Here is a 25581-nt window from a genome sequence, read left to right on the forward strand (position 1 = left end):
GAGAGACTGAGAATGGAAAAACCCTTTGGCGTACCGACACTAAGGCCTGTTGATACAGGAATGCTGAAAGAGGCGCTGCGCCGCGCCTGGAGTGATTTCCGCCGCGCACCGTTTTTTGGCTTGCTGTTCGCTGGGTTCTACGTTCTGGCAGGGTGGATGATGGCCTGGATCACTCTGAAAACCGGAACCTCATACTGGCTGGTGCTGGCAGCAATCGGGTTTCCGCTGATCGGGCCATTTGCCGCCGTGGGGCTGTATGAGGTTTCGCATCGTCTCGAACAAGGCGAGCCGCTGGATTTCGGAGCAATTTTCGGTGTTGTCATACACCAGGGCCGCAGGCAGCTGCCTTCGATTTGTGCAATCATCGTGGTCATGTTCTTGTTCTGGTTCTTTCTGGGGCACATGATTTTCGCTCTGTTCATGGGCCTGTCGACGATGACGAATGTTACCTCTTCGTTGGAAGTGTTCTTCACCGCACAAGGGTTGACAATGCTGGCCGTTGGCACCGCCGTCGGGGCGGTCTTTGCCCTTATCCTTTACATGATTTCCGTCCTGTCGATCCCCATGTTGCTGGATCGAGAGCTGGATTTCGTAACGGCAATGATCTCCAGCTTTGCCTATGTCCGCGCAAACATGCCGGTAATGCTGATGTGGGGAGCATTCATTGCAGTGGCCACGTTTCTGGCCATGATCCCATGGTTTTTGGGATTGCTGATCGTGTTGCCTTTGCTGGGACACGCCAGTTGGCATCTCTATCGTCAAATAACCGAAAGCGGAGAACCGGGTACTGCCTGACCGCCAACCGGCAGGTTTAACCCGGGGCGTGCGGCGCCGCGCGCGCAAGTCGCATGGCCGCCTGCATGTCATCGTTCAGATGTCGCAGGACAAGCCGATTAAACGCAGGACGCTCGGACAAGGCGCCATAGGGGCTGACCACGTAGCCTGTCCATTCTGGCCTATCGGGGCGTGCTGACAGAACCATCATCCGGCTGTCCGCTGCGCCCCGACGTGACATCAGGGCAAAGATCTGGTCCCCGTTGCAGGAAACTATGCCTTGGATTTCCCGGTTCCTGGCGGATGACTGGGGTAACAAACGCCGTGGTTCATAGGCGCGTAGAATCGTGCTGTGGCCAATTCTGCGAATGAGCAGAAGACGATGGCTGGTTACGGATGGGTCGTCGGGAATCGACTCGGTTGCGTGGTAGAAACCTTGAACCAAGGCCGCGTCCGGATGGCTTGTCAAAAAACCGTCCAGCGCATTGGCCGCAGGATGCTTTTGGAAAGCCTGAATCTCGTCCAGCGGTTCGAGAAGTATCCGGGCGTCGACCTCGAAGAAGCGACAGATACGATCCAGTACATCTGGACGTGGAAAGCTTTCACCCGATAAATAGCGGTTGAACTGGGTTCGATTGATGCCAAGTTCTCGGCACAGTGCCGAGATTGTCGGGAAGGTTGAGGCGAGTTGTCTGAGATTTGCGCCAAACATGTTGCGCAATTCTTCAGGTTTGCGAATAGTTTCGGTCATGCCTGTCCCAGATTTCTTGTTATTCAGGAAAACACGACCGCGTTGGCCCTAGGACCGAGCGACAGTCAAAAATCGTACAGATTACCCCAACGAACTGCCTGTGCGTTACGTTGCGTCAATCAGGCTAGCGCGTCATATTGCAAAGGCAATAGGCTTTATCCTGTTTTGCATGATCTTTTTCATGCGCGCCCCTCAATGCCTTAAAGCTGCCGAGGATTGTTTTGAATTCGCGGACAATGACAGTCGCGCGCTTTTTGAAATTGCCCCGCTAGATCCTTTCCGGACAAGCGGGGCAGTCTTCAGTTTCAGTCGCCGCGCAGCAGGGCGGCCACGCCTGTTCGGGCAATCTCTACCAAGCCCAATGGGCGCATCAGATCAGCAAAGGCGTCGATCTTGTCCGGGGCGCCGGTGATTTCAAAGATGAATGAGTTCAGCGTGCTGTCGACCACGTTGGCGCGGAATATATCCGCCAGACGCAGCGCCTCGACACGTTTCTCGCCTTCGCCAACCACCTTGATGATCGCAAGCTCGCGTTCGACTGCGGAGCCTTCAACCGTCAGATCATGCACGTCGCGTACGGAAACAATGCGGCCCACCTGTGCCTTGATCTGCTCAATCACCTGAGGCGTTCCTGTCGTGACAATGGTGATCCGGCTGAGATGTCCTGTATGATCGACCTCGGCCACGGTCAGGCTTTCGATATTGTAGCCACGGCCCGAAAACAAGCCGATTACACGAGCCAGAACTCCGGGTTCGTTTTCGACCAGAACTGCGATTGTATGGCTTTCTTGCACGTCCGAGAATGAGGGCCGCAAGTTATAGGCCGAGTGGCGGGTGGAGCCTTTTTTGATGTTCAGCGGTGTCATCTGAGGACCTCATTGTTGAATTCAGGCAAATCGGGGTTTCGCAGCCGATGAATGACGGCGAAAAGACAGGTCAGGCATGCGGCCAGTACGATGGGCGCAAATGTAAAGCGCACTGAAAGAGCGGTGATATCGGTCATGAGGATGACCAGTATCGCCGGAGCGGCCCCCAACCACATCAGCACGCCAAGCACGTAACCAAAGCGGTTGGCGGTCAGAATGCCGGCCCGGAGCAGGAAGAGGGCAGCCGGGGCCAGAATGGCGCTTTCGTAGTGCCAGAAGTACGGGCTGGCTACCATGATCGCCAAAAGCAGCGTCGCCGCGCGAAGATCGAAATCGATCTTGGGGCTGTACCACGCTACCGCCACAGTGATCGCGGCCAGACCGGTCGTGATCCATTGTATGGCAAGTGCCGTGGGTTCGGGAACGCCCAACCCTGCGAGTACGGAATACAGGCTGATCATAAGGTGATTTGCGGCGGCGGCCTCACGCACAAGCCCAAAGTGATGCTGCGTCAGTTCATTCATTGCAGTCCAGTATTCAACCCCCATGATGAAGGTCGAAACCGCAGCCAGCAACACGGTGGTCACGATTGCAGCGGCAATTGTGCGCCATACAAAACAGGCTAACAGGGCGACGGGTATCAATAACCCGAGTTGCGGCTTGAGCGTCAGAAAGCCGATCAGAACACCTGCCATTATCGGCCGACCGCTGCGCAACGATGCCAGCGCCGCCAGCAATCCGGCAATCCACAGGATACTGTTCTGACCGATTACAAGCGCCGGCAACATCGCCGGCGCAAATGTGAACCCGATCCAAACCGGTGTGACGCCGCCTGCAAAGGGACGGACCGCAGCAAGCATCGCCAGAACGGACAGTCCAAGGAAGATCAGCCATGCCACGGGAAATGAGAACGCGCCCAGCGGCAGGATGGCGACGAGAAAACCGGGTGGATACAACCACGGCATCCAAGTGTCGCCGCGAACCCCATGAACCAGGATCAGTTGTTCGGGATCAAAAGCCGCCAGCGGGTGACCGGCATAGGCCAGCTTGGCGGCTGACCAGAACACAGTGAAATCGATCGCAATTGCCTGGATGCCATTGGTGGCGATGTTCTGCCAACTCTGCGCAACCCAAACAGCGCAAATTGCCAGCACCAGGGCCGGAACCAGCGTCCCCAACTGCCAACCGCGCTTTGTATCGAAGATGCGCAGACGTGTGTCTGCGACGGTCTTCGCGTCTGTCTGGGGCGATGAATCGAGTGGCATCAAGCCATCCTTTCTGCGCAACGAGTTTGGCCCGTCAACCGTGTTTTTGACGTCCGGCGAGGTTTGCGGTGTCAGACCAGAACTGCGCCCCCGGCTTGAATAACGCCTTGGGTTTCAGCCTCACCCAGCAGCATCTCGTTGTGGGCTTTGCCGGACGGGATCATAGGGAAGCAGTTTTCGTGCTTTTCCACCAGACAGTCGAAGATCACGGGACCGTCGTAGTTGATCATCTCCATGATCGCATCATCCAGATCAGCAGGATCGCTGATCATGATGCCTTTGGCTCCGAACGCCTCGGCGAGTTTGACGAAATCGGGCAGGGCCTCGGACCAGGAATGCGAATAGCGCTCACCATGCAGCAACTCCTGCCACTGGCGTACCATGCCCAGGCGTTCATTGTTCAGGATAAACTGTTTCACAGGCAGGCGGTACTGAACGGCGGTGCCCATTTCCTGCATGTTCATCAGCCAAGAGGCTTCGCCGGCTACATTGATTACCAGCGCGTCGGGGTGGGCCATCTGCACGCCGATCGAGGCCGGGAAGCCATAGCCCATCGTGCCCAATCCACCGGAGGTCATCCAGCGGTTGGGGTCCTCGAAGCCGAGGAACTGCGCGGCCCACATCTGGTGCTGGCCGACCTCGGTTGTGATGTAGCGGTCGTGCTTCTTGGTCAGTTCTTCCAGCCGCTGCAGCGCGTGTTGCGGCTTGATCGACTTTTCGCTGTTCGTGAAGGCAAGGCAGTTCACCTTGCGCCAGTCCGCGATCTGGGCCTGCCACTGTTTGACAGCCGCCGCATCCGTCTTGCGCCCGCGCGCTTTCCAGACTTTCAGAACGTCTTCCAGGACATGCGCCACATCGCCGACAATCGGGATATCGACGCGGATCACCTTGTTGATCGAGGACGGGTCGATGTCGATATGCGCCTTTTTCGAGTTCGGCGAGAACGCGTCGATGCGGCCGGTGATCCGGTCGTCGAACCGCGCGCCGACATTGATCATCAGGTCGCAGTCATGCATCGCCATATTGGCCTCGTAGAGACCGTGCATGCCCAGCATTCCCAGCCAGTTGTCGCCCGAGGCGGGATATGCGCCCAGCCCCATCAGGGTTGAGGTGACCGGGAAGCCGGTAGCGTCCACCAGTTCGCGCAGCAACTGACTGGCGGCAGGGCCCGAGTTGATCACGCCGCCGCCGGTGTAGAATACAGGTTTCTTTGCCGTTTCAATCGCCGCAACCAGCTCGGTGATCTCTTCCAGATCGCCTTTCAACACTGGCTGGTAATGCGAGGTCGACGGCTTGGGTGGGCTGTATTCGCCAGTAGCGAACTGAACGTCCTTCGGAACGTCGACCAGTACAGGGCCTGGGCGGCCTGACGTGGCAACGTGGAAAGCCTCATGCATCGTCTCGGAAAGTGAATCCGTGTCCTTCACCAGCCAGTTGTGCTTGGTGCAGGGGCGAGTGATGCCAACGGTGTCGGCCTCCTGAAAGGCATCCGAGCCGATCATGAAGGTCGGGACCTGACCGGTCAGAACGACAATCGGGATCGAGTCCATCAATGCGTCGGTCAGGCCGGTCACCGCGTTGGTCGCGCCGGGGCCGGATGTTACCAGCGCCACGCCGGGTTTGCCGGTCGAGCGGGCATAACCTTCGGCCGCATGAACCGCGCCCTGTTCATGCCGCACCAGAATGTGACGGATGTCGTTTTGCAGAAAGATCTCATCATAGATCGGTAGGACGGCGCCACCGGGGTACCCGAATACCGTGTCCACGCCCTGATCCTTGAGGGCCTGAACCACCATCTTTGCGCCGGTCATCTCACGTGTCATCTGCTTTGCTCCGTTCGCGACATGTGTCTTGCATTTAGCATAAAAAAAGCCCCCGAGGTTTTCGGAGGCGCATGGGTTCGATTATGGCTTACCGTTACCGGCCCATGCGCGTGGTTCCTACGATTACGACTAGCGTTCTCATCGCCAGAGGCTCCTTTTTGCTGGGGGCGACATTATGAGCGGGGGGAAGGGGCGTCAACAGGCAATTGACTCAATTTCATGATGTGAACGACGAATTTTGCGACATTTTATTGCGCAAAATGACGCACGAAGAAAACATCCGCGAATTGGCGGCCAATTCACCGGGTTCAGGCTGGCTTCCGACTGGTCTGAATGCGTCAAGACGATGTCCGAAACGGGCCAGAGAGGCGCTTGTGACTCGGGCAGGCTGAACCTGTAGGTGCAGAACAGGGAGGCAGACCATGTTGCAGGATCTGGTAGATCTGGGAAAGTACCCGATCGATCGCCCGGACTCGTGGGTGTACGAGCAATTGATCCGGGATCTGCGGCGCGAGCTGGATCAGGATGGTTGCGCGGTCTTGCCCGGTTTTGTGCACGAACAAGGGCTTGAGCAATTGCTGCGCGAGGCTGATGCCGTCGCCCCCAATGCACATCGCTCGTTCAACCGGACAAACGCATATTTCACCAAGGACGATCCGCGCTTTGGAATTGGCCACCCGATCCGGCGTTTCTACGACCGTTCCAACGCGTTTGTACCGGCGGACAATTTTGACAAGGCGGGGCCATTACGGCGGATATACGAGCATCCGGGTTTCCTGCCCTTTATCCGCGCGGCGCTGAACGAACCCGAGGACCGGTTCTTTCGCTATGACGACCCGTTGGCGGACGTGATCATCAATGTGGTTGAAGCAGGGCAGGGTTTTCCCTGGCATTTCGACACAAACAACTACACTGTAACGCTGGCCATTCAGAACGGAGAGGCGGGCGGAGAGTTTGAATATGCGCCCAACCTGCGCAGCGCCGAGGACGAGAACTTTAGTGCGGTCACCGCGATCCTTGACGGAGGGATGGCAAACGTACGCCGGCTGGAACTACAGCCGGGTGACCTGCAGATATTCAAGGGGCGGTATTCGCTGCACCGTGTGGCGCCGGTGTCCGGCGACCGCAAGCGTTATGTCGGAATATTTTCGTTCGTCGAAACCGAGGGAATGTGCGGTGGGGTCGAGCGGACCAAACAACTGTACGGCCGGGTTTTGCCACATCACTATGATCGGGAAGGGCGGCGGAAGGATCGATTGCTGGATTGATCCGGTTGAACCTGTAGACTAAGGCCGCAGCCGACCGGAGGATGCCGCTTATGTCTCGTATCTTGCAACTGACGCCCTTTGTGTTGTGTTCCTCGTTGCAGAACCAGATTGATTTCTACTGCAATCGATTGGGGTTCACCTGCGGATTTCAACAGGAGAACTACGCGTATTTGTCGTGGGGCACTGTTGCCATTCGGTTGTTGGAGTGCCCGCCACGCGATGACGGACGGCCGTTGGGCGACGATCAGTCCTATTATATCGATGTCGGTGGAATTGATGCCCTTTATGCCGATCTGGAGCCAGGCTTGAGAGACTTGCCAGCAGGGCGGGTGCGACCGCCATTTGATCAGCCCTATTTGCAACGCGAGTTCCACGTGATCGACGAAGACGGCACACTGGTCTTTTTTGGTGAAGACATCAGGCCACGCGCAGAAGGGTAGGGCTCCCGCCCGGTGTCGACGCGCCTTGCGGCGCATCTCCTCCGGTTGGGCCAGGCAGCGCTGCGCGCTGCGGTCAGAAACTGTGGCCGGTGCCCTGCAGAACGCCGTGCTCTAACGCATAGCGAGTCAGGCCGGCGGTCGAGGATATGCCCAGTTTTCGTTTGATATTCTTGCGGTGGGTTTCGACCGTACGAACCGAGATATCCAGAGCGCTGGCAACCTCTTTGTTGGATTTGCCCTGCGCCAGTTCCAGCAGAATTGTCTGTTCGCGCCCCGTGAGTGCCTCGCGCGTGTCGTCCTGTTTGGGTTCCAGCGAGCCGCTGGCGCCGGTGCACAGATACTGCTCACCGCGCATTACGGCATCGATGGCCTGCTTGATTTCATCCGTGGGCACGTCCTTGAGCACATAGCCCTTGGCGCCATGGCTGAGCGCGGTTGAGATGTATTCCGGGCTGTCATGCATCGACAGGATCAGAATTCGGGTCGCAGGCAGGCGTTCCAGAATGATCTCGGTGGCACTGAGACCACCCAGGCCGGGCATGTTCAGATCCATCAGGATTACGTCAGGTTGCAGACGCACGGCCTGGTCGACGGCTTCCTGCCCGCTGGACAAGGTGCCGACGACTTCGATTTCATCATAGATTTCCAGCAGGGACTGAATGCCTTCGGCGACCATCGGATGGTCATCGACGATGAGGACTCGGATCGTATCGGGCATCAGGCACCGGCCTTTCGCTTGGGTATTGCATCATCTTGCGGCGACAGCATCCGACTGAGCGGCAGGCTGACCTCGATCACGGTGCCGCTGCGCGCGCCGCGTGATGACAGGATGCGCAGCGATCCGTCAAGCTGTTCGATGCGTTCCTGCATGTTACGCAGACCGATACCGGTGCTGATCCGGCCCGGTTCACTGCGCAGGCCGCGGCCATTGTCCGTGATCCGCATGGTCGCGCCTTTCTTGTGACCGCGCAGATCAATTGTAACGTGAGTGGCGCCGGAATGGCGTTCAATGTTTGTCAAAGCTTCTTGTGCAATGCGGTACAGGGCGATTTTGCTGTCCTGATCCAGCCGGTTGCGGAACACGACGGTGGAAAACTCGGTCTCGATACCGGTGCGTTCACGGAAATCGTCGGTGAGCGCCTTGAGCGCCGGGCCGAGCCCAAGGTCGTCAAGAACACCCGGACGCAGGTCGCGGCTGATGCGGCGAACCTCGGTGATGGCCGTGCCCAGATTGTCGATGCCTTTTTCCAGCGGCGCCTGTGCCCCCGTATCATCGCCACGGGACAACCGACGGCGGGCATTGTCCAGCGCGTAGCGAACACCGACGAGGATCTGACTGATGCCGTCATGCAGTTCGCGCGCCACGCGACCGCGTTCCTCTTCCTGCGCGTCAAAAACCCGTTGGGTCAGCTCTTTCAGTTTGGCATCAGCCAGCCTGCGTTCGCGGAAGTTGAGCAGCATGCCCGAGGTGAACACGATCAGCACGGCGGCCAGAACAATACCGCCGATATATAGAAAGGTGCGCTGCACGCGTGCCTCGACCTCGGCGCGCGCGTTGGCGACAGTGGCAACGATGTCGTCGATGAACACGCCTGTCCCGACGACCCAGCGCCAATCCTGCAACCCCACCACATAGGCGATCATCTGAGCCTCTTCCCCGGTCGAGGGCTTTTGCCACATGAAACTGTGCCACCCCGCTCCCTGTCGGGCGAGGCTTATGAACTCATCAACAATAGGCGTGCCGTCACTGTCGGTCAGATCAACCCAGTTTCGATTGATGAATTCGGTCTGGCGTGGGCTGACGAGATTGGTGCCGTCATAATCGTAGACGAAGAAGAACCCGTCTTTGCCGTAGATCATCGCTGACAGGATCTGCGTAACCAGCTTCTTGGCTTCGGCATCGTCTGGCGATGCGCGACCGTAAATATAAGCAAACCCATTGCGAGCCTGCGTTACATAGTTTCGCAGTTCATCCTTTTTGGCCTCGATCAGGCGCCGTTCCAGGGCCTGAATTTCGCGTTCCGCCGTGGCGCGGGATTCATAAGCAACAACAACGGCGATTGCGGCCACTGCCGCGAGCAACGGGATAGCCGCCACCAACGACAGTTTTTGTGCATAGGTCAGCGAGACCAGGTTTCGAAGTCCTCCCATGGTCGAATCGATACGCAAGACGGCGAGAAATTGCAAAAAGATTGGGCGCGTATGCAGATGCAGACGATGAATCCGTGAAACAAGGCGCCAAATCGGTCATATCATTTGTCCAAATTCCGAAAAAATCCGGCCCGACTACGTAGTACTAGGTATTCACATTCACTTGAGTGTCATTACGCTGACGCTCATTGGTAACGACTGGCCCGGACAGATCCGGGCTTTGAATATGGAGGGGAGGAACACTCACATGGATCGTCGTTCATTTCTGAAAACTTCTGCGATTGGTGGTTCGGCTGCCGCTGCTGCCACATTGGCGGCACCCGCGTATGCGCAGGGCAATCGTACGCTGACCATGGTAACCTCGTGGGGCCGCGGTCTGGCTGGCGTTTTTGACAGCGCGCAGCGTTGTGCCGACAGCATCAACGCCATGTCGGATGGCAGTCTGACCGTTGATATCAAGGCCGCTGGCGAACTGGTGGGCGCGTTTGAAGTGTTTGATGCCGTGTCCTCGGGTCAGGCCGACATGTATCACGCGGCTGACTACTATTTTGTCGGGCAGCATCCGGGCTATGCGTTCTTTACTGCTGTTCCGTTCGGCATGACCGCGCAGGAGCTGGTCAACTGGTACTACCACGATGGCGGCATGGAACTGCATGACGAGCTTGGTCAGATCTTTGGTCTGAAGTCCTTCATCGCAGGCAACACCGGCGCGCAGGCGGGCGGCTGGTACTCGAAAGAGATCAACAGCCCCGAAGACTTCAATGGCCTGAAATTCCGTATGCCGGGTCTGGGTGGCAAAGCTCTGGGTAAACTGGGTGCGTCCGTGCAGAACATTCCGGGTTCGGAAGTCTATCAGGCGCTGTCGTCCGGCGCGATCGACGGAACCGAGTGGATCGGGCCGTGGGCCGATGAAAAGGCCGGTTTCCAGGAGATCACCAAGACTTACTACACCGCGGGCTTCCATGAGCCGGGCGCGGGTCTGTCGCTGGCGACCAACCGCGACGTGTTCGAAGAACTGACCCCGGCGCAGCAGAAGATCATCGAGATTGCAGCAGCCGAAGCGCACCAGTGGAACCTGGCGCAGTTCCTGGCCAACAACGGTGCAGCCCTGCAGCGTCTTCAGGCCGGTGGCGTGAAAGTTCTGGAGTTCCCTGACAGTGTTTGGGATGCGTTCGGTAAGGCCAGCCAGGAGGTTCTGGACGAGAACATGGGCGACGAGCTGTTCAAGAAGATTCATGACAGCGCCATGTCGTCGATGGCGGCATCCTCGGCCTGGCTAAACTTGTCGTCGGGCGCCTACACTGCACAGCGCGACCGCGTTCGCGGCTAACAACGAAGTATTTAGTCATTTGGTTTCCCCGCAGGCGCGGGGGAACCTTTCCTGTTGCAAATGCGCGGTTTGGACAAACCCGCTATAATCAGCATTGCAACTGAAGAACCGGGGACAACATGCAGGACGATAACGGTATCTCCTTCTTCGGCGCCCTGTGGAACGGACTGGTTTGGTTCGTTCAGAACATCGCCGAAGCTTTCTATAATTTCGGATACGCTATCACGCATCCGCAGCTCTGGCTGAACTGGTCGGACAAAGAAGCTATCATGCGCTTTGTCTACTATGGCGGATCGGTCGAGTTCTTCTTTGTGATTTTCACACTGTTTCTGGTTCTGACCGCGATTGGTCTTTACTACCGGAACTTCATGTGGGGCATGGTGCGTGGCCTCGAAGGGTTCGCCAACACCACCGGGCGCTTCTTTGCCTGGGCTGGATTGCTGATGGTGATCCAGCAGATCGTGATCGTTTTCATGCAACGCGTGTTTGCCCGACCGGACATGTCCTTTGGTTTCGGCATTCCCCTGCAAATGGACATCAGCTGGTATGCCGAGGAGCTGAAACTCTACAACGCCATGGTTGTCTGCCTGTGCTGTACCTACACGTTCGTGCAGGGCGGCCACGTGCGTGTTGACCTAATCTATGCCGGCATCAGCCACCGGGCCAAACGTGTCGTGGACATGCTGGGCGCAGTATTGTTCATGATGCCCATGGCCGTGCTGACCTGGATGTATGGCTGGTATTTCATGTGGCGGCATCTGATCGTGCCCAAACCCTCGGCCAGTGATACGCTGGACCGTTTGGTCATGAAATCCCGCGCGCTGCGCTGGAACGTCGAGACCATCGGGTTCAGCCCCAACGGCTTCAACGGCTATTTCCTGTTCAAGATTCTGCTCGTCGCCTTTGCTGCGATGGTCTTCCTGCATGCAATTGCGTTCCTGTACCGTTCGTATCTGGAATACGTGGAAGGCCCGGAAAGCACTGGAAAATACCTCGACAAGGACAGCCTTGGCGAGGGTGAAGAAGCCTACGAAGGCGCACATTAAGGACGGAGACCAAGACAATGCTATTCGGACTTGATGGCGTCGAGATAGGCCTCATTATCGTATTCTTCTGCCTTTTCGGAGGCATCCTGTCCGGTTTTCCGGTGGCCTTCGCCATCGGCGGAGCCGGGATCATCTCTTTCGGGATCATCGCGGCGTTGGACAGTGCCGGGCTGTTGATCCACCAGGCGATCGACACCGGATCGCAAGCCTATCGGGATTTGGTGAATTCCGGGGTCAAACCCGACGTGATATCCGTATTCCGATACCCTGATCTGCCAAGGATAGGCGAGCCTGTCTTTGTCTCGGGCTGGGAAACCGCGCTGGATCGCAACGTATCGTTCATCGTGAACCGCATGAACGAGCGTGTTCTGGCCGGTCAGTCCATCGAGACCCTGCTGGCGGTGCTGATGTTCGTTCTGATGGGTATCACGCTGGAACGGTCGAAAATCGCGAACGATCTGCTGACCACCATGGCGCGTGTCTTTGGCCCGCTGCCGGGCGGTCTGGCGGTGTCCATCGTGGTTGTCGGCGCGTTCCTTGCTGCCTCGACCGGGATCGTTGGTGCAACCGTTGTGACGATGGGACTGCTGGCTTTGCCGACAATGCTGCGAAACAACTATTCGCCTGAGCTGGCGACTGGCGTAATCGCGGCCTCGGGGACGTTGGGGCAGATCATTCCACCGTCTATCGTGATCGTTCTGCTGGGGACGCTGGCCGGTGATCTCTATTCGACCGCTCAGGAAACCCGCGCAGTTGAGGCGGGGTGTACCGATGCGTTGACCTATCTGGGTGAACCCGCAGTGGTTTCGGTTGGCACGTTGTTCCAGGCGGCCTTGCTGCCGGGGATCATGCTGGCCTTGCTCTATGCGCTCTATGCCTTTGGCTACGCCCTGTTGAACCCGGAAAAGGCCCCGGCGGTCGAACTGTCCGGCGGCAGCGGTGAACCCGTAACGCGCGGTGAAGGCCTGACTTGGTTGCTGGGTGTGCCCGTCGCATTGATCGTTGGTGTCGTTCTGCTGGGCAACGTGGGTGTTGTCGGCAGCCAGAACATATCGGTCTCGACATTTTCCGACGCTTCTCAGAGTGCATCGCTGCGCACCAACGTGTCGGCCGAGTGTCAGGCCTCGATGATCGAATTGCACGGTCAACCCGCATGGGACCAGGCCGTCGCCGAGCAGGAGGCCATCGATGCAGCAGGCGGTACAACGCAGGCGCAACGCCTGAGTGAAGAGGAACTGGCAGCGGCCCGTGATGCAAAGATCGCGGCAGCGGCGCCAATTGGAACTGGCGTGGCCATCATCGTCGTGCTGCTGGGTCTGACATTGACGCTGGGTCGGGGCATCGCGCCTTCGCGCCCGACGCAGCCGTTGATCCTGGGTGCAATCGGCCTGTTGCTGATGCTGCTGGTGGACGTGCTTCTGATCGCGCCGACGACGTCCTCCGGGCTGACCTTCGTGTTGCTGGCCTTGCCGTTTGCATTGGCAATTTACGGCTGCAAAGAGGCCGCGGCCCGCTGTGCCACGAATGATCTGATCCGCGTCGTCTTTCCGCCGCTGGTGCTGATCATCGCGGTGCTGGGCTCGATCCTTGGCGGGGTAACCAATCCGACACCGGCGGCGGCGTTGGGGGCAGGTGGCGCCATCATGTTGGCGGCTTATCGAAAGCTGCAGGATCAGGAACGATCCGGCAAGGTGATCATCTGGGCGACCTTCGCCGTCATCATTGCATTGCTGATGGGTGTGAACTTTGACCTGCGCATCAACCAGGGTGGCGTGAGCTTTGAGACCTGGGTCGCGTTTGGCATCGCGTATTCGGCCTATCTCTATGCGTTGTTCGGGCTGTTATTCGGTTGCTGGGTCCTGTTCTCCAGCGGGGTTCTGACCCCGGTCGTGCGAGAAACGGCCAAGGTGACCTCGATGGTGTTCACGATCCTGATCGGGTCACAGCTGCTGAACCTTGTGGTGATCTCATTCGGTGGTGAGCACTATATCCAGCAGTTCCTCAAGAGCTTTGACAACGAATTCACGGTCTTCCTGATCGTGATGCTGGTGTTGTTCATCCTGGGCTTCGTGCTGGATTTTCTCGAGATCATCTACATTGTGATCCCGATCGTGGGTCCGGTGATTTACGGCGGGTCGTTCGACCCGAAATGGGTCACGATCATGGTGGCGGTGAACCTACAGACTTCGTTCCTGACACCACCATTCGGATTCGCACTGTTCTATCTCAGAGGCGTCGCCCCGAAAGAAGTGACGACGGGCCATATCTACCGGGGGATCATTCCGTTCGTGATCATTCAGGTGGTCGGCATCGCGATCCTGTGGTTCTTCCCGACCATCGTGACCATTGTTCCGGACCTGATCCCGAACTAGGCCGATCTGGTTATTCGACAGAAGCGGAGGCCCAATCGGGCCTCCGTATCTGTGTCAGCTTTGCGGATGCGTCAGCCTTGCAAACTCACGCTCGGCTTCCGGGTCGATTTCCAGCGGGTGGACATCGATCGTCCCAGCGTGGGGATTGTCAAAAGTCGCCCGGTTCAGCTTGCCAACCTTTTGTCCAACGATGGTGGTCACGACAGCGTCACCGGTCACGTTCACGACGGTCCGCATCATGTCGACGACCCGGTCGACGGCCAGAATGATCCCGATCCCCTCAAGCGGCATACCCAACTGATTCAGAACCATCGCCAGCATCACGATGCCGACGCCCGGAACTCCGGCCGTGCCAATCGATGCCAGGACCGAGATCGAAATGACGGTCAGATAGCCGCCCAGGCCCAGATCGATGCCATAGGCATTGGCCAGGAACACCGTCGCCACGCCATGCATGATCGCGGTACCGTCCATATTGATCGTAGCGCCCAACGGGATACCGAACGAGGCGACCGAGCTGTCGACGCCGATCCGTTGCGTAACGCATTGCATGCTGGCCGGAATCGTTGCGTTCGAGCTGGACGTCGAAAACGCAAAAACCTGGGCCGAACGGATTTTGCGCAGGAACACACGCGGGCTTAACCCCGTGGTGAAATACAGCAAGGCCATCAGGGTTACGCACAGGTGGAACACCAGTGTCAGGCTGATCGTGGTCAAATATCCGATGACCGGCGCGAACAGGCTGAACCCTTCAAGAGCAAACGTCCGCGCGATCAGGCTGAAGACGCCGATTGGGGCGAAAGCCATGACGATGCTTACGATTTTCATCGCAAGCTCGTTCATGAACTCGCAACCTTCGACAAAACTCTTGGCGCGGGTCCCCATCATCAAAACCGCAACCCCAACGATCATCGTGTAGAAGATGATCTGCAACATCTCACCATTGGCCAGCGCGTTGATCGGGTTCTTGGGTACGATATTGGCCAGAATGTCCCAGACATTCTGCTGGGCAGAGACGTCAGGGGACTGCCCAATCAGCTGCAAACTGCCCAGGCCGCTACCAGGCCCGATGAGGCCCGCGAAGATCAGCGCGGTCGTGACCGCCAGTGCCGTTGTTGCGACGTAGATCAGAAAGGTGAGACCCCCAATGCGGCCCAGCACACGGACATCACCGATTCCGACAACGCCACATAACAGCGAAAACACAACCAAGGGTACAACAAGCATCTGCAATGCGTTCAGAAACATCTGCCCGATCATTGCGAACAACCCGTTGGCAAGGGTCTGTTGCAGTCCGGGCATGTTGATCACATTCAATCCCAGACCTACAACCATGCCGAAGGCCAGAGCGATGAGTATCTGAGTCGTCAAATTGGCCGATAATAGCCGTCGTGTGGCGTTAACCATTTTCTCCTCCATCAGAACCAAGTCAGCAAAGCGGGAGGTCTTTGCTGCAAACAAAAGTCAGAGCCTGCCTGTCCGGGCGCGGCAGTGGTTTCTTGAAATTTCGCGCGTTAAAGCGTTCGGAGGTATCTGGTGACGCTGCTTCAATATTCAACTGCTGAAATTTTAATCGCAGTGATTAAAATTGTCGCATGAGCGATCAGGGGTGACTGGAATTATCCGCAAAACCAGATAAGTGAAACTTTTTCAAACGCTTAAATGACTACCTGAACTGGATGAGATCCCAGCGATTTCCGAAGGGATCCTGCCACACCGCGACGATTCCATAGGGTTCGAAACGGGGTTCTTCTTCAAAAACGACCCCGGCGCCCAACATCGCAGCGTGGTCTCGATGAAAGTCGTCGGTCTGTAAGAATAATCCGACGCGCCCGCCGGCTTGGTTGCCGATTGCGGCTTTCTGACCTGCACCTTCGGCTTTGGCCAGCAGCAGGGACGCGCCGTCCGACCCCGGCGGTGTGACGCGCACCCAGCGTTTGCCATCGCCAAGGTCGACGTCCTGCGTCAGTGAAAAACTGAGGGTCTGAGTATAGAACGCAATCGCAGCGTCATAATCGGGCACCACAAGGGTGACCGCGTGCAGGCTTTGACGCATGTCGCTTATCCTTTGGTCGGTCGTCTGTCAGGTAGCTGAATGCCGGCGACCTGTTCCGCAATGGGCTGGGTGGACAACGGGTGATGGGTGATATCGGCCAACTCGTCAGGATTGCTGACCGGACGCCACTCGTTATTCATATAGACTTCGAGGCCAGCGAACTTGGCTTTGTAGCCCATCTTGGGGCTTCCGGGCACCCAATAGCCCAGATAGATATAGGGCAGGCCGGCCTCACGCGCGATGTCGATATGATCGAGTATCATATAGGTGCCCAGCGAGTTTTGTTGCAACGCGGGATCGTAGAACGAATAGACCATGCTGAGACCGTCATCCAGCACGTCGGTGAGGCTGACGGCGATCAGGTTTCCGGTGTCCGGATCGGCATATTCGACGACCCGACTGCGGATCGGCGTTTCTTCGATCATGGCCGCAAATTCGAACACATCCATATCGGCCATGCCGCCATCGGCGTGACGCTCATCCAGGTAGCGGCGGAACAGGTCGAACTGTTCGTCCGTGGCCCAGGGCGAGGTCGCGCGCCGTTCCAGATAGGAGTTGCGTTTTGCTGCCCGCTTCTGGCTTTTGTTCGGTCGGAATTTCGAAACGTCTAGACGCGCGGACAGGCAGGCGGAGCATTCGCTGCACGACGGCCGGTACAGCACGTTCTGGGATCGGCGAAACCCTTGTTGCGAAAGGGAATTATTAAGCTGATCAGCGCCGTCACCCTGAAGCGCCGTGAACAGCTTTCGCTCCATCCTGCCCTCGAGGTAAGGGCAGGGCTGGGGTGCCGTCACATAGAATTGTGGCGCTATTGGCAGCGTATGTCGCATGTAGGTCCCGTGTTTCCTGCAACAGGATGATAACAACGGTTCCGGGACCCGCCAAGTGATTCACGCACCCGAATGATCAGGCGCGCTGGTTCAGCATTACCGTTCCAAGGAAGGCGTCAGTCAATCCCTGACAGCGTGCGCTTGTCAACATCATGATGACCGAAATGATCTGGATGACCGGAAACGCCATGCTGACGAAGTAGCCGGCGGTGTGGGCGACGGCCTTGCCCGTATCCAATCGCTCACCAAAGGCGTCGCGCAGCTCGATGCCCATGAAGCGCATGCCCAGCGTTGCCGACGCATTTGAGATGGTAACGACACGGTAGACAAAGCTGATGACCGCGTAGATCAGCGCCAGAAAGAACAGGCCTAGAAATGCGGTGAACAGGATCGCCACTGTACACAGCAGCGAAATGAAAGCGATGTCGAAAAGCCACGCGACAAACCGTTTTGTCGGCACGGATTGGTAGAATTCTGGCTGACTGTCGGGGTCGGGCAGGTGAGTCATTTCTGGTTTTCCGGATAAATAACTGGGGTCACCCTGTCCCGAAATGCGGGACAGGGCAAGCCGGTATCAGGCGCGCTCGCCGTCTTCGGCGTCGTCGTGGTTCTCGCGGGCGCGTTCTTCCATGAACTGGTCGAACTCGGCCTTGTCCTTGGCCTCGCGCAAGCGGTGCAGGAAGGCTTCGAACTCTTGCTGTTCGCGTTCAAGCCGTGCCAGAGTATCGGCCTTGTAGGCGTCGAAGGCGGTGTTGCCCGACGGTTTCATGGCGCTCATATGGCTTTGCCAGGATTTGCGGCGGCTGCAGGATTTGCTGAACATACGCTTGCTCCAGATCATATAGGCCAGAAAGGCAAGGCCGATGGGCCAGAAGAAGATAAAGCCAAGGACCATGGCGGCGATCCAGGCACCTTTGCCTTTGCTGTCAAGCCAGGCTTCGGCACGATGCAGCCATCCCGGATTTGCAGGGACGGCGGTGTCGGACAATGCGGTCATTTGGGGTCTCCGGGTTGATGTAAATTGTTTTCACATTGACAAGATGGGGCGAGTGGAGTGCCGTTGCAAGGGGTAATGTGAAAAAGATTTACATTTCCTGCTGTCACACTTGAATGGTTGACGCCATGCGGGATCGCGCGCAGGTTCCGCTTATGCAAAATACCGAAAACACGACGTCTCCGACACTTGATGAAATCCTGGTTCTGGAAAAGCAGGTCTGGGCTGCCTTGGTAGATGGCAACGCCCAGGCGGACCGGGCGCTGCTCAGCGCGGATTTTCTGGGTGTCTATCCAACCGGATTTGCCAATCGCGATGACCATGTGGGCCAATTCGCGGACGCGCCGACTATGGCGAAATTCGATCTCAGCGAGGTCAAGTTGCGGGCTCTGACGTCCGATGTCGTTCTACTGTCTTATCGCGCGGATTACCTCCGCCCCGGCGCGACCGAGTGGGACGCGATGCTGATTTCGTCCCTTTGGGAACGGCGTCACGATGTCTGGGTCAACAGTTTCAGTCAGGACACGCCGCTGGAGTCGAAATGAGCGGACCCCTAGCCATTCACCGCTGTCCGCGTGCCTTTGATCCGTCGCTTGGGGAAGAGACGCGCACGTTGATCCCCGATCTCGCGCCAGACCACGCCGAGCTGATTGTCGGAACTGCCGGGTCCAGCCCGTATCTCAATGGTTTGATTGACCGCGAGCGGGATTGGTTGCCCGAGGCGCTGCATCAACCGGATCAGGCTTTGGTGGATGTGATGCAGGCCGCGAGGGCCTTGCCGCCGGATCAATTGAAGCCAGGCTTGCGGCAGGCCAAACGGCGGCTGGCCTTGTTGACCGCTTTGGCGGATCTGGCGGGCGCTTGGCCGTTGGAAAAGGTAACTGCGGCGCTGACCGATTTCGGTGCATTGGCGGCAGATGTCGCGGCCAAAGCCGAAGTCGCTGCGCTGATCCGGCGCGGCAAGTTGCCGGGAATGACCGAGGATGATGTGGAGACCGCCGCCGGGTTGATCATTCTGGCAATGGGCAAGATGGGCGCGCATGAGCTGAATTACAGCTCGGATATCGATCTGATCGTTCTATTTGACGAGACGCGGTTCGATCCGGAAGACTTTTATGACGCAAGGCAAGGCATGGTCCGGGCTACGCGGAATTTCTGTGCGACGCTCAGCGACAAGACGGCCGATGGCTATGTCTTTCGGACCGATCTGCGCTTGCGCCCTGACCCCGCTGTGACCCCGGTTTGCATGGCGGCAGAGGCGGCTGAGCGCTACTACGAAAGCCTTGGTCGCACGTGGGAAAGGGCTGCCTATATCAAGGCGCGACCCTGCGCAGGGGACATTGCCGCAGGGCAACGGTTCTTGGACGCTCTGCGCCCCTTTGTCTGGCGGCGACATCTGGATTTTGCCGCGATTCAGGACGCTCATGACATGCGACTCCGTATTCGTGAGAACAAAGGTACGGGCGGTACTTTGTCAATTCCCGGCCACGATATGAAACTGGGGCAGGGCGGTATCCGTGAAATCGAGTTCTTTACCCAGACCCGACAATTGATCGCCGGGGGGCGTGACACCGATCTGCGCGTGCGCGGAACCGTGGCGGGTCTGGCCGCGCTGGCCGCGAAAGACTGGGTCCCACAAGACGTTGCGGACAAGCTGACAGACCACTACCGGGCGCACCGGGAAGTCGAGCATCGCATTCAGATGGTCCACGATGCGCAGACACACAAAATCCCGCAATCAGAGGACGGGATCGAACGGGTGGCGTGCCTGATGGGGATCAGCAATGCCGACCTGACCAGCAATCTGACCCGCCGTCTGACCGAAGTGCATGATCTGACCGAAGGCTTTTTTGCGCCCGGTCCCTCTGCCGCGCCTGCCCCGGAGCAGGAGGTTTCTTTCGATCAGAATGTGCTGGCACGCTGGCCCACATATCCGGCGCTCCGTTCGCAGCGCGGGGCAAGGATCTTTGAACGCCTCAAACCCGAAATCTTGTCGCGGCTTGCCAAAACGGCGCAACCGGATGAAGCGCTGCAGGCGCTTGACGGGTTTCTTGCTGGTCTCCCCGCCGGAGTACAGCTGTTTTCCCTGTTCGAGGCCAACCGGCAGCTGATTGATCTGCTGATAGACATCGTTGGTACATCGCACGCTCTGGCCACGCATCTGTCGCGCAACGCCTCGGTTTTCGACGCTGTGATTGGTGGCAGTTTCTTTGTCGACTGGCCCGGGCGCGATTCATTGCAGGCCGATTTATGTCAGGCTCTGAGCGCGGAAACCGACTATGAATCGCAATTGGATGTGGCCCGGCGCTGGTGCAAGGAATGGCATTTCCGCGTCGGCGTTCACCACTTGCGCGGCCTGATCGACGGCGCGCAAGCGGGGCGTCAATATGCCGAACTCGCCAGTGCAGTGATCGCTGCGATTCTGCCCTGCGTGACCGAGCAGTTTGCCGGCAAACATGGCCCGGCGCCGGGGCGTGGCGCTGCTGTTCTGGGCATGGGTTCGCTGGGGGCAGGTCGGATCAATTCGCAATCCGATCTGGATATGATCGTGATCTATGACCCGATGGACCAGGATATGTCGGATGGCCCGCGCCCCTTGGCCACGCGAACCTATTACGCCCGCTTTACACAGGCGCTGATCACGGCCCTGTCGGCACCGATGTCTCAGGGCCGGCTTTATGAGGTCGATATGCGCCTGCGCCCGTCAGGAAATCAGGGCCCGGTCGCGACCAGTTGGGTCAGTTTCACCAACTATCAGCAGAACGAGGCCTGGGTATGGGAACATCTTGCCCTGACACGAGCGCATGTGGTCGCGGGGGATGTCGGGTTGGGCGAAGACATCGAAGCTTTCCGCGCTGATTTCCTGTCGCGTCCGCGCGACCGGGCGAAAGTGCTGAGAGAAGTGGCCGAGATGCGCGCCCGGCTGGCGGCGGCAAAAGCACCGGCAGGTGTTTGGGATGCCAAGAATGGCCCCGGCCGCATGATGGATATTGAGCTGATCGCCGAAACCGGCGCCCTGCTGTCGGGCACGCCCCGGCGGGATGTGCATTCCGGTTTGGATGGCGCCGTCGCAGCCGAATTATTGGATGTCGCACAAGCGCAAACCCTGAAAGACTGTTACGACCTATGCTGGTCCGTGCAATGCGCGGCGCGGCTATTGTCCGGCAAGGTGATCGAAGCCGACAGAATCGGCGAGGGCGGGGCGTCCTTTTTGTGCCGGGCCACTGGTTTTGAGCGGGTCGAGCAGCTACAGGCCGCGCTACAGGAGAGTTACACCACTGCCGCCGAACTGATCGGTGGCGTCGTCGAGGAGGGCAATGATGGCGCGTAGTGATGATCCCAATGATCCCAAAGGTTTGATCCGGGAAGCCTATCGCATTGAAGGTATCGCCTTGCCCGAATGCCGCAGCATCTTTCTGGATTGGGCTCTTGGCCTGCCCGCAGAGTGCGACCAGAAAAAGGCCCTGACCGAATTGCACGCGGTTTATTCCGCACAGGATGCGGACCATCCGATGACTCAGGTTCTGCGCGATGGGCTTGAGACGGCCGAAGCCCCGAAACGACGCGGCGGTTGGCGCAAGCGGCCGCGCTGACAAGGTCTTTCCCCGCGCTGCATTCGCGATTAAGAGGGCGCCATGATCCAACCTGCCGACCGCCCCCGTATCCGCCTGAAACCCAAAGCCAATGCGCGCGGTCTGCGCCACGGGTTCCCATGGGTTTATGCCAACGATATCGTCACCGACCGTCGGACGCGAAAGATTGCGGCCGGCGCTTTGGCCGTGCTGGAAGACGACAAACGCGCGCCCATCGCCCTGGTGGCAGTTAACCCGACCTCGAAGATCATGTGCCGCGTGCTGGATCGGGACATTGACGCAGATCTAAACGCGGATTGGTTCGAGACCCGCCTGCGTCGGGCGTTGGAGATGCGCGAGCGCCTGTTCGATGCACCGTATTACCGGCTGATCCATGCCGAGGCTGATGGTTTTCCCGGTGTCGTCATCGACCGTTTTGGCGACTCTTGCGTGATCCAGCCCAACGCTGCCTGGGCCGAAGCGCATCTGGAGAAGCTGGCGGAAGCTCTTGCCGCGGTTGCGGGCGTGACAACCATTCTGAAGAACGCGTCGGGCCGCACTCGCGGGTTGGAGGGGCTGGACGACGAGAACATGACTTTGCGCGGTTTTGCACCGGACAAACCTCTGCCTGTGCCGATGAACGGTGCCACCTACATGGCTGACCTGACCGGAGGCCAAAAGACCGGCTTGTTCTACGACCAGCGCCCAAACCACGCTTTTGCGGCGCAGTTGGTTCAGCCAGAAGCACATGTTCTGGACGTGTTCAGCCATGTGGGTGGCTTCGGACTGGCCATGCTGGCTGGTGGAGCCGGGCGGGCATTGTCAGTGGATGGATCTGCCGCTGCGCTGGAACTGGCGACAAAAGGGGCCGAAGCCTCGGGTTTTTCGGATCGGTTCCAGACCCGCCAGGGCGACGCATTCGAGGTTTTGACAAAGCTGGGCGACGAGGGCGCGCAATTCGACGTCGTCATCTGCGATCCGCCAGCGTTTGCCCCGTCCAAGCAGGCGCTTGACGCCGGGCTCCGCGCCTATGAGCGTGTTGCCCGTCTGGCCGCGCCACTTGTCAAGCAAGGCGGCTACCTCGGCTTGTGCTCATGCTCGCACGCTGCCGATCTGGGCCGGTTCCGGGACGCATCCTCGCGCGGGATCGGGCGGGCAGGACGGCAGGCACAACTGATCCATACGGGCTTCGCCGGCCCGGATCATCCGCAATTGCCGCAACTGGCCGAAAGCGGGTACCTCAAGGCTGTGTTCTACCGGCTATGAAGGCGGTACTGGACACCTGCGTGATCTACCCAACCGTGATGCGGGAATTGTTACTTGGTGCGGCCGAACTGGGCCATTTCACTCCAATTTGGTCAGGCCGCATTCTCGAGGAATGGGCCCGCGCCGCGCGAAAGATCGGCCCCGAGGGCGAGGCGCAGGCCCGCGCCGAAATCGCGCTGACTCAGGCGCGATGGCCGAACGCGGAACAGAATGTTCCGACCGGTCTGGAACACAGGCTCTGGCTTCCGGACAGCGCCGATATTCACGTGCTGGCGACCGCTATCGGATCATCTTCAGACCTGATCATCACGATGAATGCCAAGGATTTTCCTCGGAACGTCCTGGCCGAGGAAGGGCTTGACCGCCGCGATCCCGACGGTTTTTTGCATGAGTTTTGGCTGACCGATCCGGATGGAATTTCCGCGATTGCACGCCGGGTTCTGGCAGAAGCCAACCGACTGTCCGGTGTTCAATGGACATTGCGGAGCCTGATGAAAAAAGCCCGTCTGCCCCGTCTGGGCAAAGGCTTGGACACGCATTCCGGATCCTCTTCATCTGGCTGAAAATATCCCGGGGAGCGCGAGGGGCTGGCCCCTCGCTGCCGCTTGTCACTCACCAGAACTCCACCGTTGTTCCAACGCTTCCAACGCCGCTACCCGCTCATCTGTTTTTGGATGGCTCATAAGCCAGGCCGGAACAACACCCGCACGTTGCTGCGTCAGATCCTCGAGCTTGTGGAACAGTGATTTCTGCGGCCCAATCCCGATACCTGCCTTGGTCAGCAATGCGGCGGCATATTCATCCGCCTCGTATTCATCGGCACGGGACAGGCGCGAGGCGAGCAGGGCGGTCAGGGCATTTGCGATCCACGCGCCGACAAACGGGATAAAACGGTTCAAAACCATCATCAGGGCGGCCCGCATGGCATTCTGACCCGAGAAATCGATCATCCGCCGCCGGGCATGTCCCAGCGCGACATGGCCAAGCTCGTGCGCGATCACGCTGGCCATTTCCTCGGCCGAGACCTCTCCGTTGCAGAACTTTCGATAGAACCCGCGCGTGATGAAGATCCGCCCGTCCGGAGCGGCCAACCCGTTCACCGGATCGATTTCGTAGATATAGACCGGCACACGCTCGACCCCGAGCGCAACGGCCAGTCGGTCGGTCATGCGTTTGAGCACCGGATCGGCCAGTTCCGTCGACTTGGCATCCAGCTCGCGATGCGTGCGCCAGACGGAAATCCGGTACATTACAACGGCATAGGCGATTGCCAGCAGAATTGGCGTGAGGCGCAGCATATCCCAGATATGGGCCAGTGTATCAAGGCTGGCAAGGGGTCACAGCGGCTGCGGGTCAGACAGGCCAGAGTCCTCAAAGTTCCACTGCGCTGACCACTGGCCATCGGTTCCTTGAAGGATCAGATAGTTGCGCTCGGCGATATAACGCATTTGCTGACCGGGAATGCGGCGAATGCGGATCGGATGACCAGGCAACGGTGTTTCCCCGATCGTCGCCAGCGCACCCAGCACCCGTGCCCAGGCACGCGGCGGAGCGCGATGCGTGATCCCGGAGGCGACCAGCTGATGCAGGGTTTTGTCTTGTTCGAGCTTCATTTCACCTCGCGTGGCGAGATGGATTTCCCCGGAAATGACCGTCACATTCTGGTCGCGGTGCGCGGCAATACGCTGCGTCAGCTCCAGCATATGGGCCCACGAATCCCGATGCGCCCGGCTTTGCCATTGGTCCCGCAAATCATCCTCGTATTTCTGCATTCGCGGCGTCAACACCATCAGCAGTTCAAGCAGCGACAGCCTTGGCCCCAACAATGGAACACTGGACATGACCAAAGTGCGCCCGGGCGACGGTTGCACAGCCAAATCTTCCATCATCTGCCAACCGCGCTTGCCCATCACTTCCCGACGCGTGCGTTCGGACCGCAAATCCGGCCCGATCAGACGCAAACCCGGGGTCTGTACCGACCAGCCCAGATGCAGGCCGGACGGGTCTGCAAAGCGGGCGGGCAGATCGCCATCAACGGTTGCATGCTGAAACAACAAAGCTGCCTCGCGCGCGACATCGAACAGGGCCTGACCAATTGGGGAATACGTCCGCGATCTCCGCAGTGACCCCCAACCGTCGCAGATATCATGGTCGTCCCATTGCATCAGCGAAGGAACCCGGGCCAACAGATGGGCCACGTCCGGTGCAGCATAATTGGCAAGATAGCGTCGCAGAAAGCCTTCTCGCAGATGCTCTCGAAGGTCGAGAAGATCGGCACGCGATGGATCAAGGGGCAAGCGGTCCGGCCAGCCGTCACAGAGAGGGTGGCCATCGGTGACCTCATCCGCATAGATCTGATCGCCGCCGTGCAGCAGAAGGGCGAACGGGGCGCTGTCATGTTGCCTTGCCATGCGTGTCCACATGGCGTTGCGCTCAGCGCCGTCGCGCGCCATGTCTCCATGCTCCTCACCGTTGCAGGAGACATAGGCAAGGCGCAGGTCTGCCGTCAGTCCGGCCACTGAATACTCGGTGCCATTCCAGCGGTAAGAGGACGGCTTGTCGGCCGGCAAGGAGAAGCGGCCGCGGTATACGTCGTGTTTGGCGTACTCAGCCAAAAGTTGTGGCGAGACATCATGCTCCGACGTCGAAACCCGTTCCGGCCGTGTACCCTTTTTAGTGATGAAGATAGCCGCAAGGTGCATCCGCCCGTCGCGTATGTCATCAAGGATCAGGATCGGGCCGGTAATTGGATTTTCACTGCTCATATTGACCACCGA

24 protein-coding genes are annotated in these 25581 nt (G+C 58.6%); 11 read left to right on the forward strand and 13 right to left on the reverse strand.

Annotated elements, in window-relative coordinates; all coding sequences use genetic code 11:
• Positions 1–12 precede the first annotated feature (12 nt).
• Positions 13–795 (forward strand): DUF2189 domain-containing protein, encoded by a 783-nt coding sequence (locus tag AC2TEL_RS09860; RefSeq protein ID WP_480843107.1) that lies wholly within the window; start codon positions 13–15, stop codon positions 793–795.
• Between the two features lie 16 nt (positions 796–811).
• On the opposite strand, the gene AC2TEL_RS09865 is transcribed toward AC2TEL_RS09860, so the two are convergent.
• The 4 genes from AC2TEL_RS09865 to AC2TEL_RS09880 all read right to left on the reverse strand — a co-directional run bounded on the left by AC2TEL_RS09865 (position 812) and on the right by AC2TEL_RS09880 (position 5479).
• The gene (locus AC2TEL_RS09865) at positions 812–1525 is read right to left on the reverse strand and encodes a helix-turn-helix domain-containing protein (RefSeq protein WP_480903498.1); all 714 of its coding nucleotides are present in this window, start codon (positions 1523–1525) and stop codon (positions 812–814) included.
• A gap of 305 nt (positions 1526–1830) precedes the next feature.
• Positions 1831–2391 (reverse strand): acetolactate synthase small subunit, encoded by a 561-nt coding sequence (ilvN, locus tag AC2TEL_RS09870; RefSeq protein ID WP_480843105.1) that lies wholly within the window; start codon positions 2389–2391, stop codon positions 1831–1833.
• Positions 2388–3656 carry a glycosyltransferase family 87 protein gene (locus AC2TEL_RS09875; RefSeq protein ID WP_480903501.1) on the reverse strand — a complete coding sequence of 423 codons (1269 nt, stop codon included), beginning with the start codon at positions 3654–3656 and terminating at the stop codon, positions 2388–2390. Before AC2TEL_RS09875 ends, ilvN begins: the two co-directional genes overlap by 4 nt.
• 71 nt (positions 3657–3727) lie before the next feature.
• Positions 3728–5479: an acetolactate synthase 3 large subunit gene (locus AC2TEL_RS09880; protein ID WP_480843103.1), complete on the reverse strand. Its 1752-nt coding sequence runs from the start codon at positions 5477–5479 to the stop codon at positions 3728–3730.
• A gap of 422 nt (positions 5480–5901) precedes the next feature.
• On the opposite strand from AC2TEL_RS09880, the gene AC2TEL_RS09885 reads away from it, so the two are divergent.
• Both AC2TEL_RS09885 and AC2TEL_RS09890 read left to right on the forward strand, forming a co-directional pair.
• Positions 5902–6747 carry a HalD/BesD family halogenase gene (locus AC2TEL_RS09885; protein ID WP_480903504.1) on the forward strand — a complete coding sequence of 282 codons (846 nt, stop codon included), beginning with the start codon at positions 5902–5904 and terminating at the stop codon, positions 6745–6747.
• A 50-nt stretch (positions 6748–6797) separates the two neighbouring features.
• The gene (locus AC2TEL_RS09890) at positions 6798–7187 is read left to right on the forward strand and encodes a bleomycin resistance protein (protein ID WP_480843101.1); all 390 of its coding nucleotides are present in this window, start codon (positions 6798–6800) and stop codon (positions 7185–7187) included.
• Positions 7188–7260: 73 nt separating this feature from the next.
• Here the strand turns inward: AC2TEL_RS09890 and AC2TEL_RS09895 are convergent, their stop codons facing one another.
• Positions 7261–7905: a response regulator transcription factor gene (locus AC2TEL_RS09895; RefSeq protein ID WP_480843100.1), complete on the reverse strand. Its 645-nt coding sequence runs from the start codon at positions 7903–7905 to the stop codon at positions 7261–7263.
• A complete protein-coding gene (locus AC2TEL_RS09900) occupies positions 7905–9338 on the reverse strand; it encodes a cache domain-containing protein (RefSeq protein WP_480843099.1) in 1434 nt (477 codons plus the stop codon). Before AC2TEL_RS09900 ends, AC2TEL_RS09895 begins: the two co-directional genes overlap by 1 nt.
• 247 nt (positions 9339–9585) lie before the next feature.
• On the opposite strand from AC2TEL_RS09900, the gene AC2TEL_RS09905 reads away from it, so the two are divergent.
• From AC2TEL_RS09905 to AC2TEL_RS09915, 3 genes are all read left to right on the forward strand, one after another.
• A complete protein-coding gene (locus tag AC2TEL_RS09905) occupies positions 9586–10668 on the forward strand; it encodes a TRAP transporter substrate-binding protein (protein ID WP_480843098.1) in 1083 nt (360 codons plus the stop codon).
• Positions 10669–10787: 119 nt separating this feature from the next.
• Complete coding sequence (locus AC2TEL_RS09910) at positions 10788–11714, forward strand: TRAP transporter small permease subunit (protein ID WP_480843097.1); 927 nt, start codon at positions 10788–10790, stop codon at positions 11712–11714.
• Positions 11715–11731: 17 nt separating this feature from the next.
• Positions 11732–14086, forward strand: a complete 2355-nt coding sequence (locus tag AC2TEL_RS09915; protein ID WP_480903507.1) for a TRAP transporter large permease — start codon at positions 11732–11734, stop codon at positions 14084–14086.
• Positions 14087–14140: 54 nt separating this feature from the next.
• Here AC2TEL_RS09915 and AC2TEL_RS09920 read toward each other — a convergent pair whose 3' ends face one another.
• From AC2TEL_RS09920 to AC2TEL_RS09940, 5 genes are all read right to left on the reverse strand, one after another.
• Entirely contained in the window at positions 14141–15493 is a 1353-nt protein-coding gene (locus AC2TEL_RS09920; RefSeq protein ID WP_480903509.1) for a dicarboxylate/amino acid:cation symporter, read from the reverse strand.
• A gap of 259 nt (positions 15494–15752) precedes the next feature.
• A complete protein-coding gene (locus tag AC2TEL_RS09925; protein ID WP_480843094.1) occupies positions 15753–16142 on the reverse strand; it encodes a VOC family protein in 390 nt (129 codons plus the stop codon).
• A gap of 5 nt (positions 16143–16147) precedes the next feature.
• Positions 16148–16972 carry an arginyltransferase gene (locus AC2TEL_RS09930; RefSeq protein WP_480843093.1) on the reverse strand — a complete coding sequence of 275 codons (825 nt, stop codon included), beginning with the start codon at positions 16970–16972 and terminating at the stop codon, positions 16148–16150.
• A 76-nt stretch (positions 16973–17048) separates the two neighbouring features.
• Positions 17049–17480 (reverse strand): RDD family protein, encoded by a 432-nt coding sequence (locus tag AC2TEL_RS09935; protein ID WP_480843092.1) that lies wholly within the window; start codon positions 17478–17480, stop codon positions 17049–17051.
• Positions 17481–17546: 66 nt separating this feature from the next.
• Positions 17547–17969, reverse strand: a complete 423-nt coding sequence (locus AC2TEL_RS09940; protein ID WP_480843091.1) for a DUF2852 domain-containing protein — start codon at positions 17967–17969, stop codon at positions 17547–17549.
• Positions 17970–18082: 113 nt separating this feature from the next.
• Between AC2TEL_RS09940 and AC2TEL_RS09945 the strand changes: the two genes are divergently transcribed.
• The 5 genes from AC2TEL_RS09945 to AC2TEL_RS09965 are packed head-to-tail and all read left to right on the forward strand — an operon-like array spanning position 18083 to position 23367.
• Positions 18083–18511 (forward strand): DUF4440 domain-containing protein, encoded by a 429-nt coding sequence (locus AC2TEL_RS09945; protein ID WP_480843090.1) that lies wholly within the window; start codon positions 18083–18085, stop codon positions 18509–18511.
• Positions 18508–21297, forward strand: a complete 2790-nt coding sequence (locus tag AC2TEL_RS09950; RefSeq protein WP_480903512.1) for a [protein-PII] uridylyltransferase family protein — start codon at positions 18508–18510, stop codon at positions 21295–21297. Before AC2TEL_RS09945 ends, AC2TEL_RS09950 begins: the two co-directional genes overlap by 4 nt.
• On the forward strand, positions 21287–21559 hold the full coding sequence (locus tag AC2TEL_RS09955) for a hypothetical protein (protein WP_480843088.1): 273 nt from the start codon (positions 21287–21289) through the stop codon (positions 21557–21559). The genes AC2TEL_RS09950 and AC2TEL_RS09955 overlap by 11 nt, the downstream gene beginning before the upstream one ends.
• Before the next feature lie 42 nt (positions 21560–21601).
• Positions 21602–22804 (forward strand): RSP_2647 family RNA methyltransferase, encoded by a 1203-nt coding sequence (locus AC2TEL_RS09960; RefSeq protein ID WP_480843087.1) that lies wholly within the window; start codon positions 21602–21604, stop codon positions 22802–22804.
• On the forward strand, positions 22801–23367 hold the full coding sequence (locus AC2TEL_RS09965; protein WP_480843086.1) for an RSP_2648 family PIN domain-containing protein: 567 nt from the start codon (positions 22801–22803) through the stop codon (positions 23365–23367). The genes AC2TEL_RS09960 and AC2TEL_RS09965 overlap by 4 nt, the downstream gene beginning before the upstream one ends.
• A 45-nt stretch (positions 23368–23412) precedes the next feature.
• Here AC2TEL_RS09965 and AC2TEL_RS09970 read toward each other — a convergent pair whose 3' ends face one another.
• Both AC2TEL_RS09970 and AC2TEL_RS09975 read right to left on the reverse strand, forming a co-directional pair.
• On the reverse strand, positions 23413–24102 hold the full coding sequence (locus tag AC2TEL_RS09970; protein ID WP_480843085.1) for a M48 family metallopeptidase: 690 nt from the start codon (positions 24100–24102) through the stop codon (positions 23413–23415).
• Between the two features lie 39 nt (positions 24103–24141).
• The gene (locus AC2TEL_RS09975; RefSeq protein WP_480903515.1) at positions 24142–25569 is read right to left on the reverse strand and encodes an alkaline phosphatase D family protein; all 1428 of its coding nucleotides are present in this window, start codon (positions 25567–25569) and stop codon (positions 24142–24144) included.
• Positions 25570–25581: the final 12 nt, after the last annotated feature.

It is taken from the genome of Ruegeria sp. HKCCD9138 (assembly GCF_057220975.1).

Bases quoted from the DNA above. Each gene is read 5' to 3' on its own strand.
- AC2TEL_RS09860 (WP_480843107.1), top strand. From the start codon at position 13: ATGGAAAAACCCTTTGGCGTACCGACACTAAGGCCTGTTGATACAGGA.
- AC2TEL_RS09865 (WP_480903498.1), bottom strand. From the start codon at position 1,525: ATGACCGAAACTATTCGCAAACCTGAAGAATTGCGCAACATGTTTGGC.
- ilvN (WP_480843105.1), bottom strand. From the start codon at position 2,391: ATGACACCGCTGAACATCAAAAAAGGCTCCACCCGCCACTCGGCCTAT.
- AC2TEL_RS09875 (WP_480903501.1), bottom strand. From the start codon at position 3,656: ATGCCACTCGATTCATCGCCCCAGACAGACGCGAAGACCGTCGCAGAC.
- AC2TEL_RS09880 (WP_480843103.1), bottom strand. From the start codon at position 5,479: ATGACACGTGAGATGACCGGCGCAAAGATGGTGGTTCAGGCCCTCAAG.
- AC2TEL_RS09885 (WP_480903504.1), top strand. From the start codon at position 5,902: ATGTTGCAGGATCTGGTAGATCTGGGAAAGTACCCGATCGATCGCCCG.
- AC2TEL_RS09890 (WP_480843101.1), top strand. From the start codon at position 6,798: ATGTCTCGTATCTTGCAACTGACGCCCTTTGTGTTGTGTTCCTCGTTG.
- AC2TEL_RS09895 (WP_480843100.1), bottom strand. From the start codon at position 7,905: ATGCCCGATACGATCCGAGTCCTCATCGTCGATGACCATCCGATGGTC.
- AC2TEL_RS09900 (WP_480843099.1), bottom strand. From the start codon at position 9,338: ATGGGAGGACTTCGAAACCTGGTCTCGCTGACCTATGCACAAAAACTG.
- AC2TEL_RS09905 (WP_480843098.1), top strand. From the start codon at position 9,586: ATGGATCGTCGTTCATTTCTGAAAACTTCTGCGATTGGTGGTTCGGCT.
- AC2TEL_RS09910 (WP_480843097.1), top strand. From the start codon at position 10,788: ATGCAGGACGATAACGGTATCTCCTTCTTCGGCGCCCTGTGGAACGGA.
- AC2TEL_RS09915 (WP_480903507.1), top strand. From the start codon at position 11,732: ATGCTATTCGGACTTGATGGCGTCGAGATAGGCCTCATTATCGTATTC.
- AC2TEL_RS09920 (WP_480903509.1), bottom strand. From the start codon at position 15,493: ATGGTTAACGCCACACGACGGCTATTATCGGCCAATTTGACGACTCAG.
- AC2TEL_RS09925 (WP_480843094.1), bottom strand. From the start codon at position 16,142: ATGCGTCAAAGCCTGCACGCGGTCACCCTTGTGGTGCCCGATTATGAC.
- AC2TEL_RS09930 (WP_480843093.1), bottom strand. From the start codon at position 16,972: ATGCGACATACGCTGCCAATAGCGCCACAATTCTATGTGACGGCACCC.
- AC2TEL_RS09935 (WP_480843092.1), bottom strand. From the start codon at position 17,480: ATGACTCACCTGCCCGACCCCGACAGTCAGCCAGAATTCTACCAATCC.
- AC2TEL_RS09940 (WP_480843091.1), bottom strand. From the start codon at position 17,969: ATGACCGCATTGTCCGACACCGCCGTCCCTGCAAATCCGGGATGGCTG.
- AC2TEL_RS09945 (WP_480843090.1), top strand. From the start codon at position 18,083: ATGGTTGACGCCATGCGGGATCGCGCGCAGGTTCCGCTTATGCAAAAT.
- AC2TEL_RS09950 (WP_480903512.1), top strand. From the start codon at position 18,508: ATGAGCGGACCCCTAGCCATTCACCGCTGTCCGCGTGCCTTTGATCCG.
- AC2TEL_RS09955 (WP_480843088.1), top strand. From the start codon at position 21,287: ATGGCGCGTAGTGATGATCCCAATGATCCCAAAGGTTTGATCCGGGAA.
- AC2TEL_RS09960 (WP_480843087.1), top strand. From the start codon at position 21,602: ATGATCCAACCTGCCGACCGCCCCCGTATCCGCCTGAAACCCAAAGCC.
- AC2TEL_RS09965 (WP_480843086.1), top strand. From the start codon at position 22,801: ATGAAGGCGGTACTGGACACCTGCGTGATCTACCCAACCGTGATGCGG.
- AC2TEL_RS09970 (WP_480843085.1), bottom strand. From the start codon at position 24,102: ATGCTGCGCCTCACGCCAATTCTGCTGGCAATCGCCTATGCCGTTGTA.
- AC2TEL_RS09975 (WP_480903515.1), bottom strand. From the start codon at position 25,569: ATGAGCAGTGAAAATCCAATTACCGGCCCGATCCTGATCCTTGATGAC.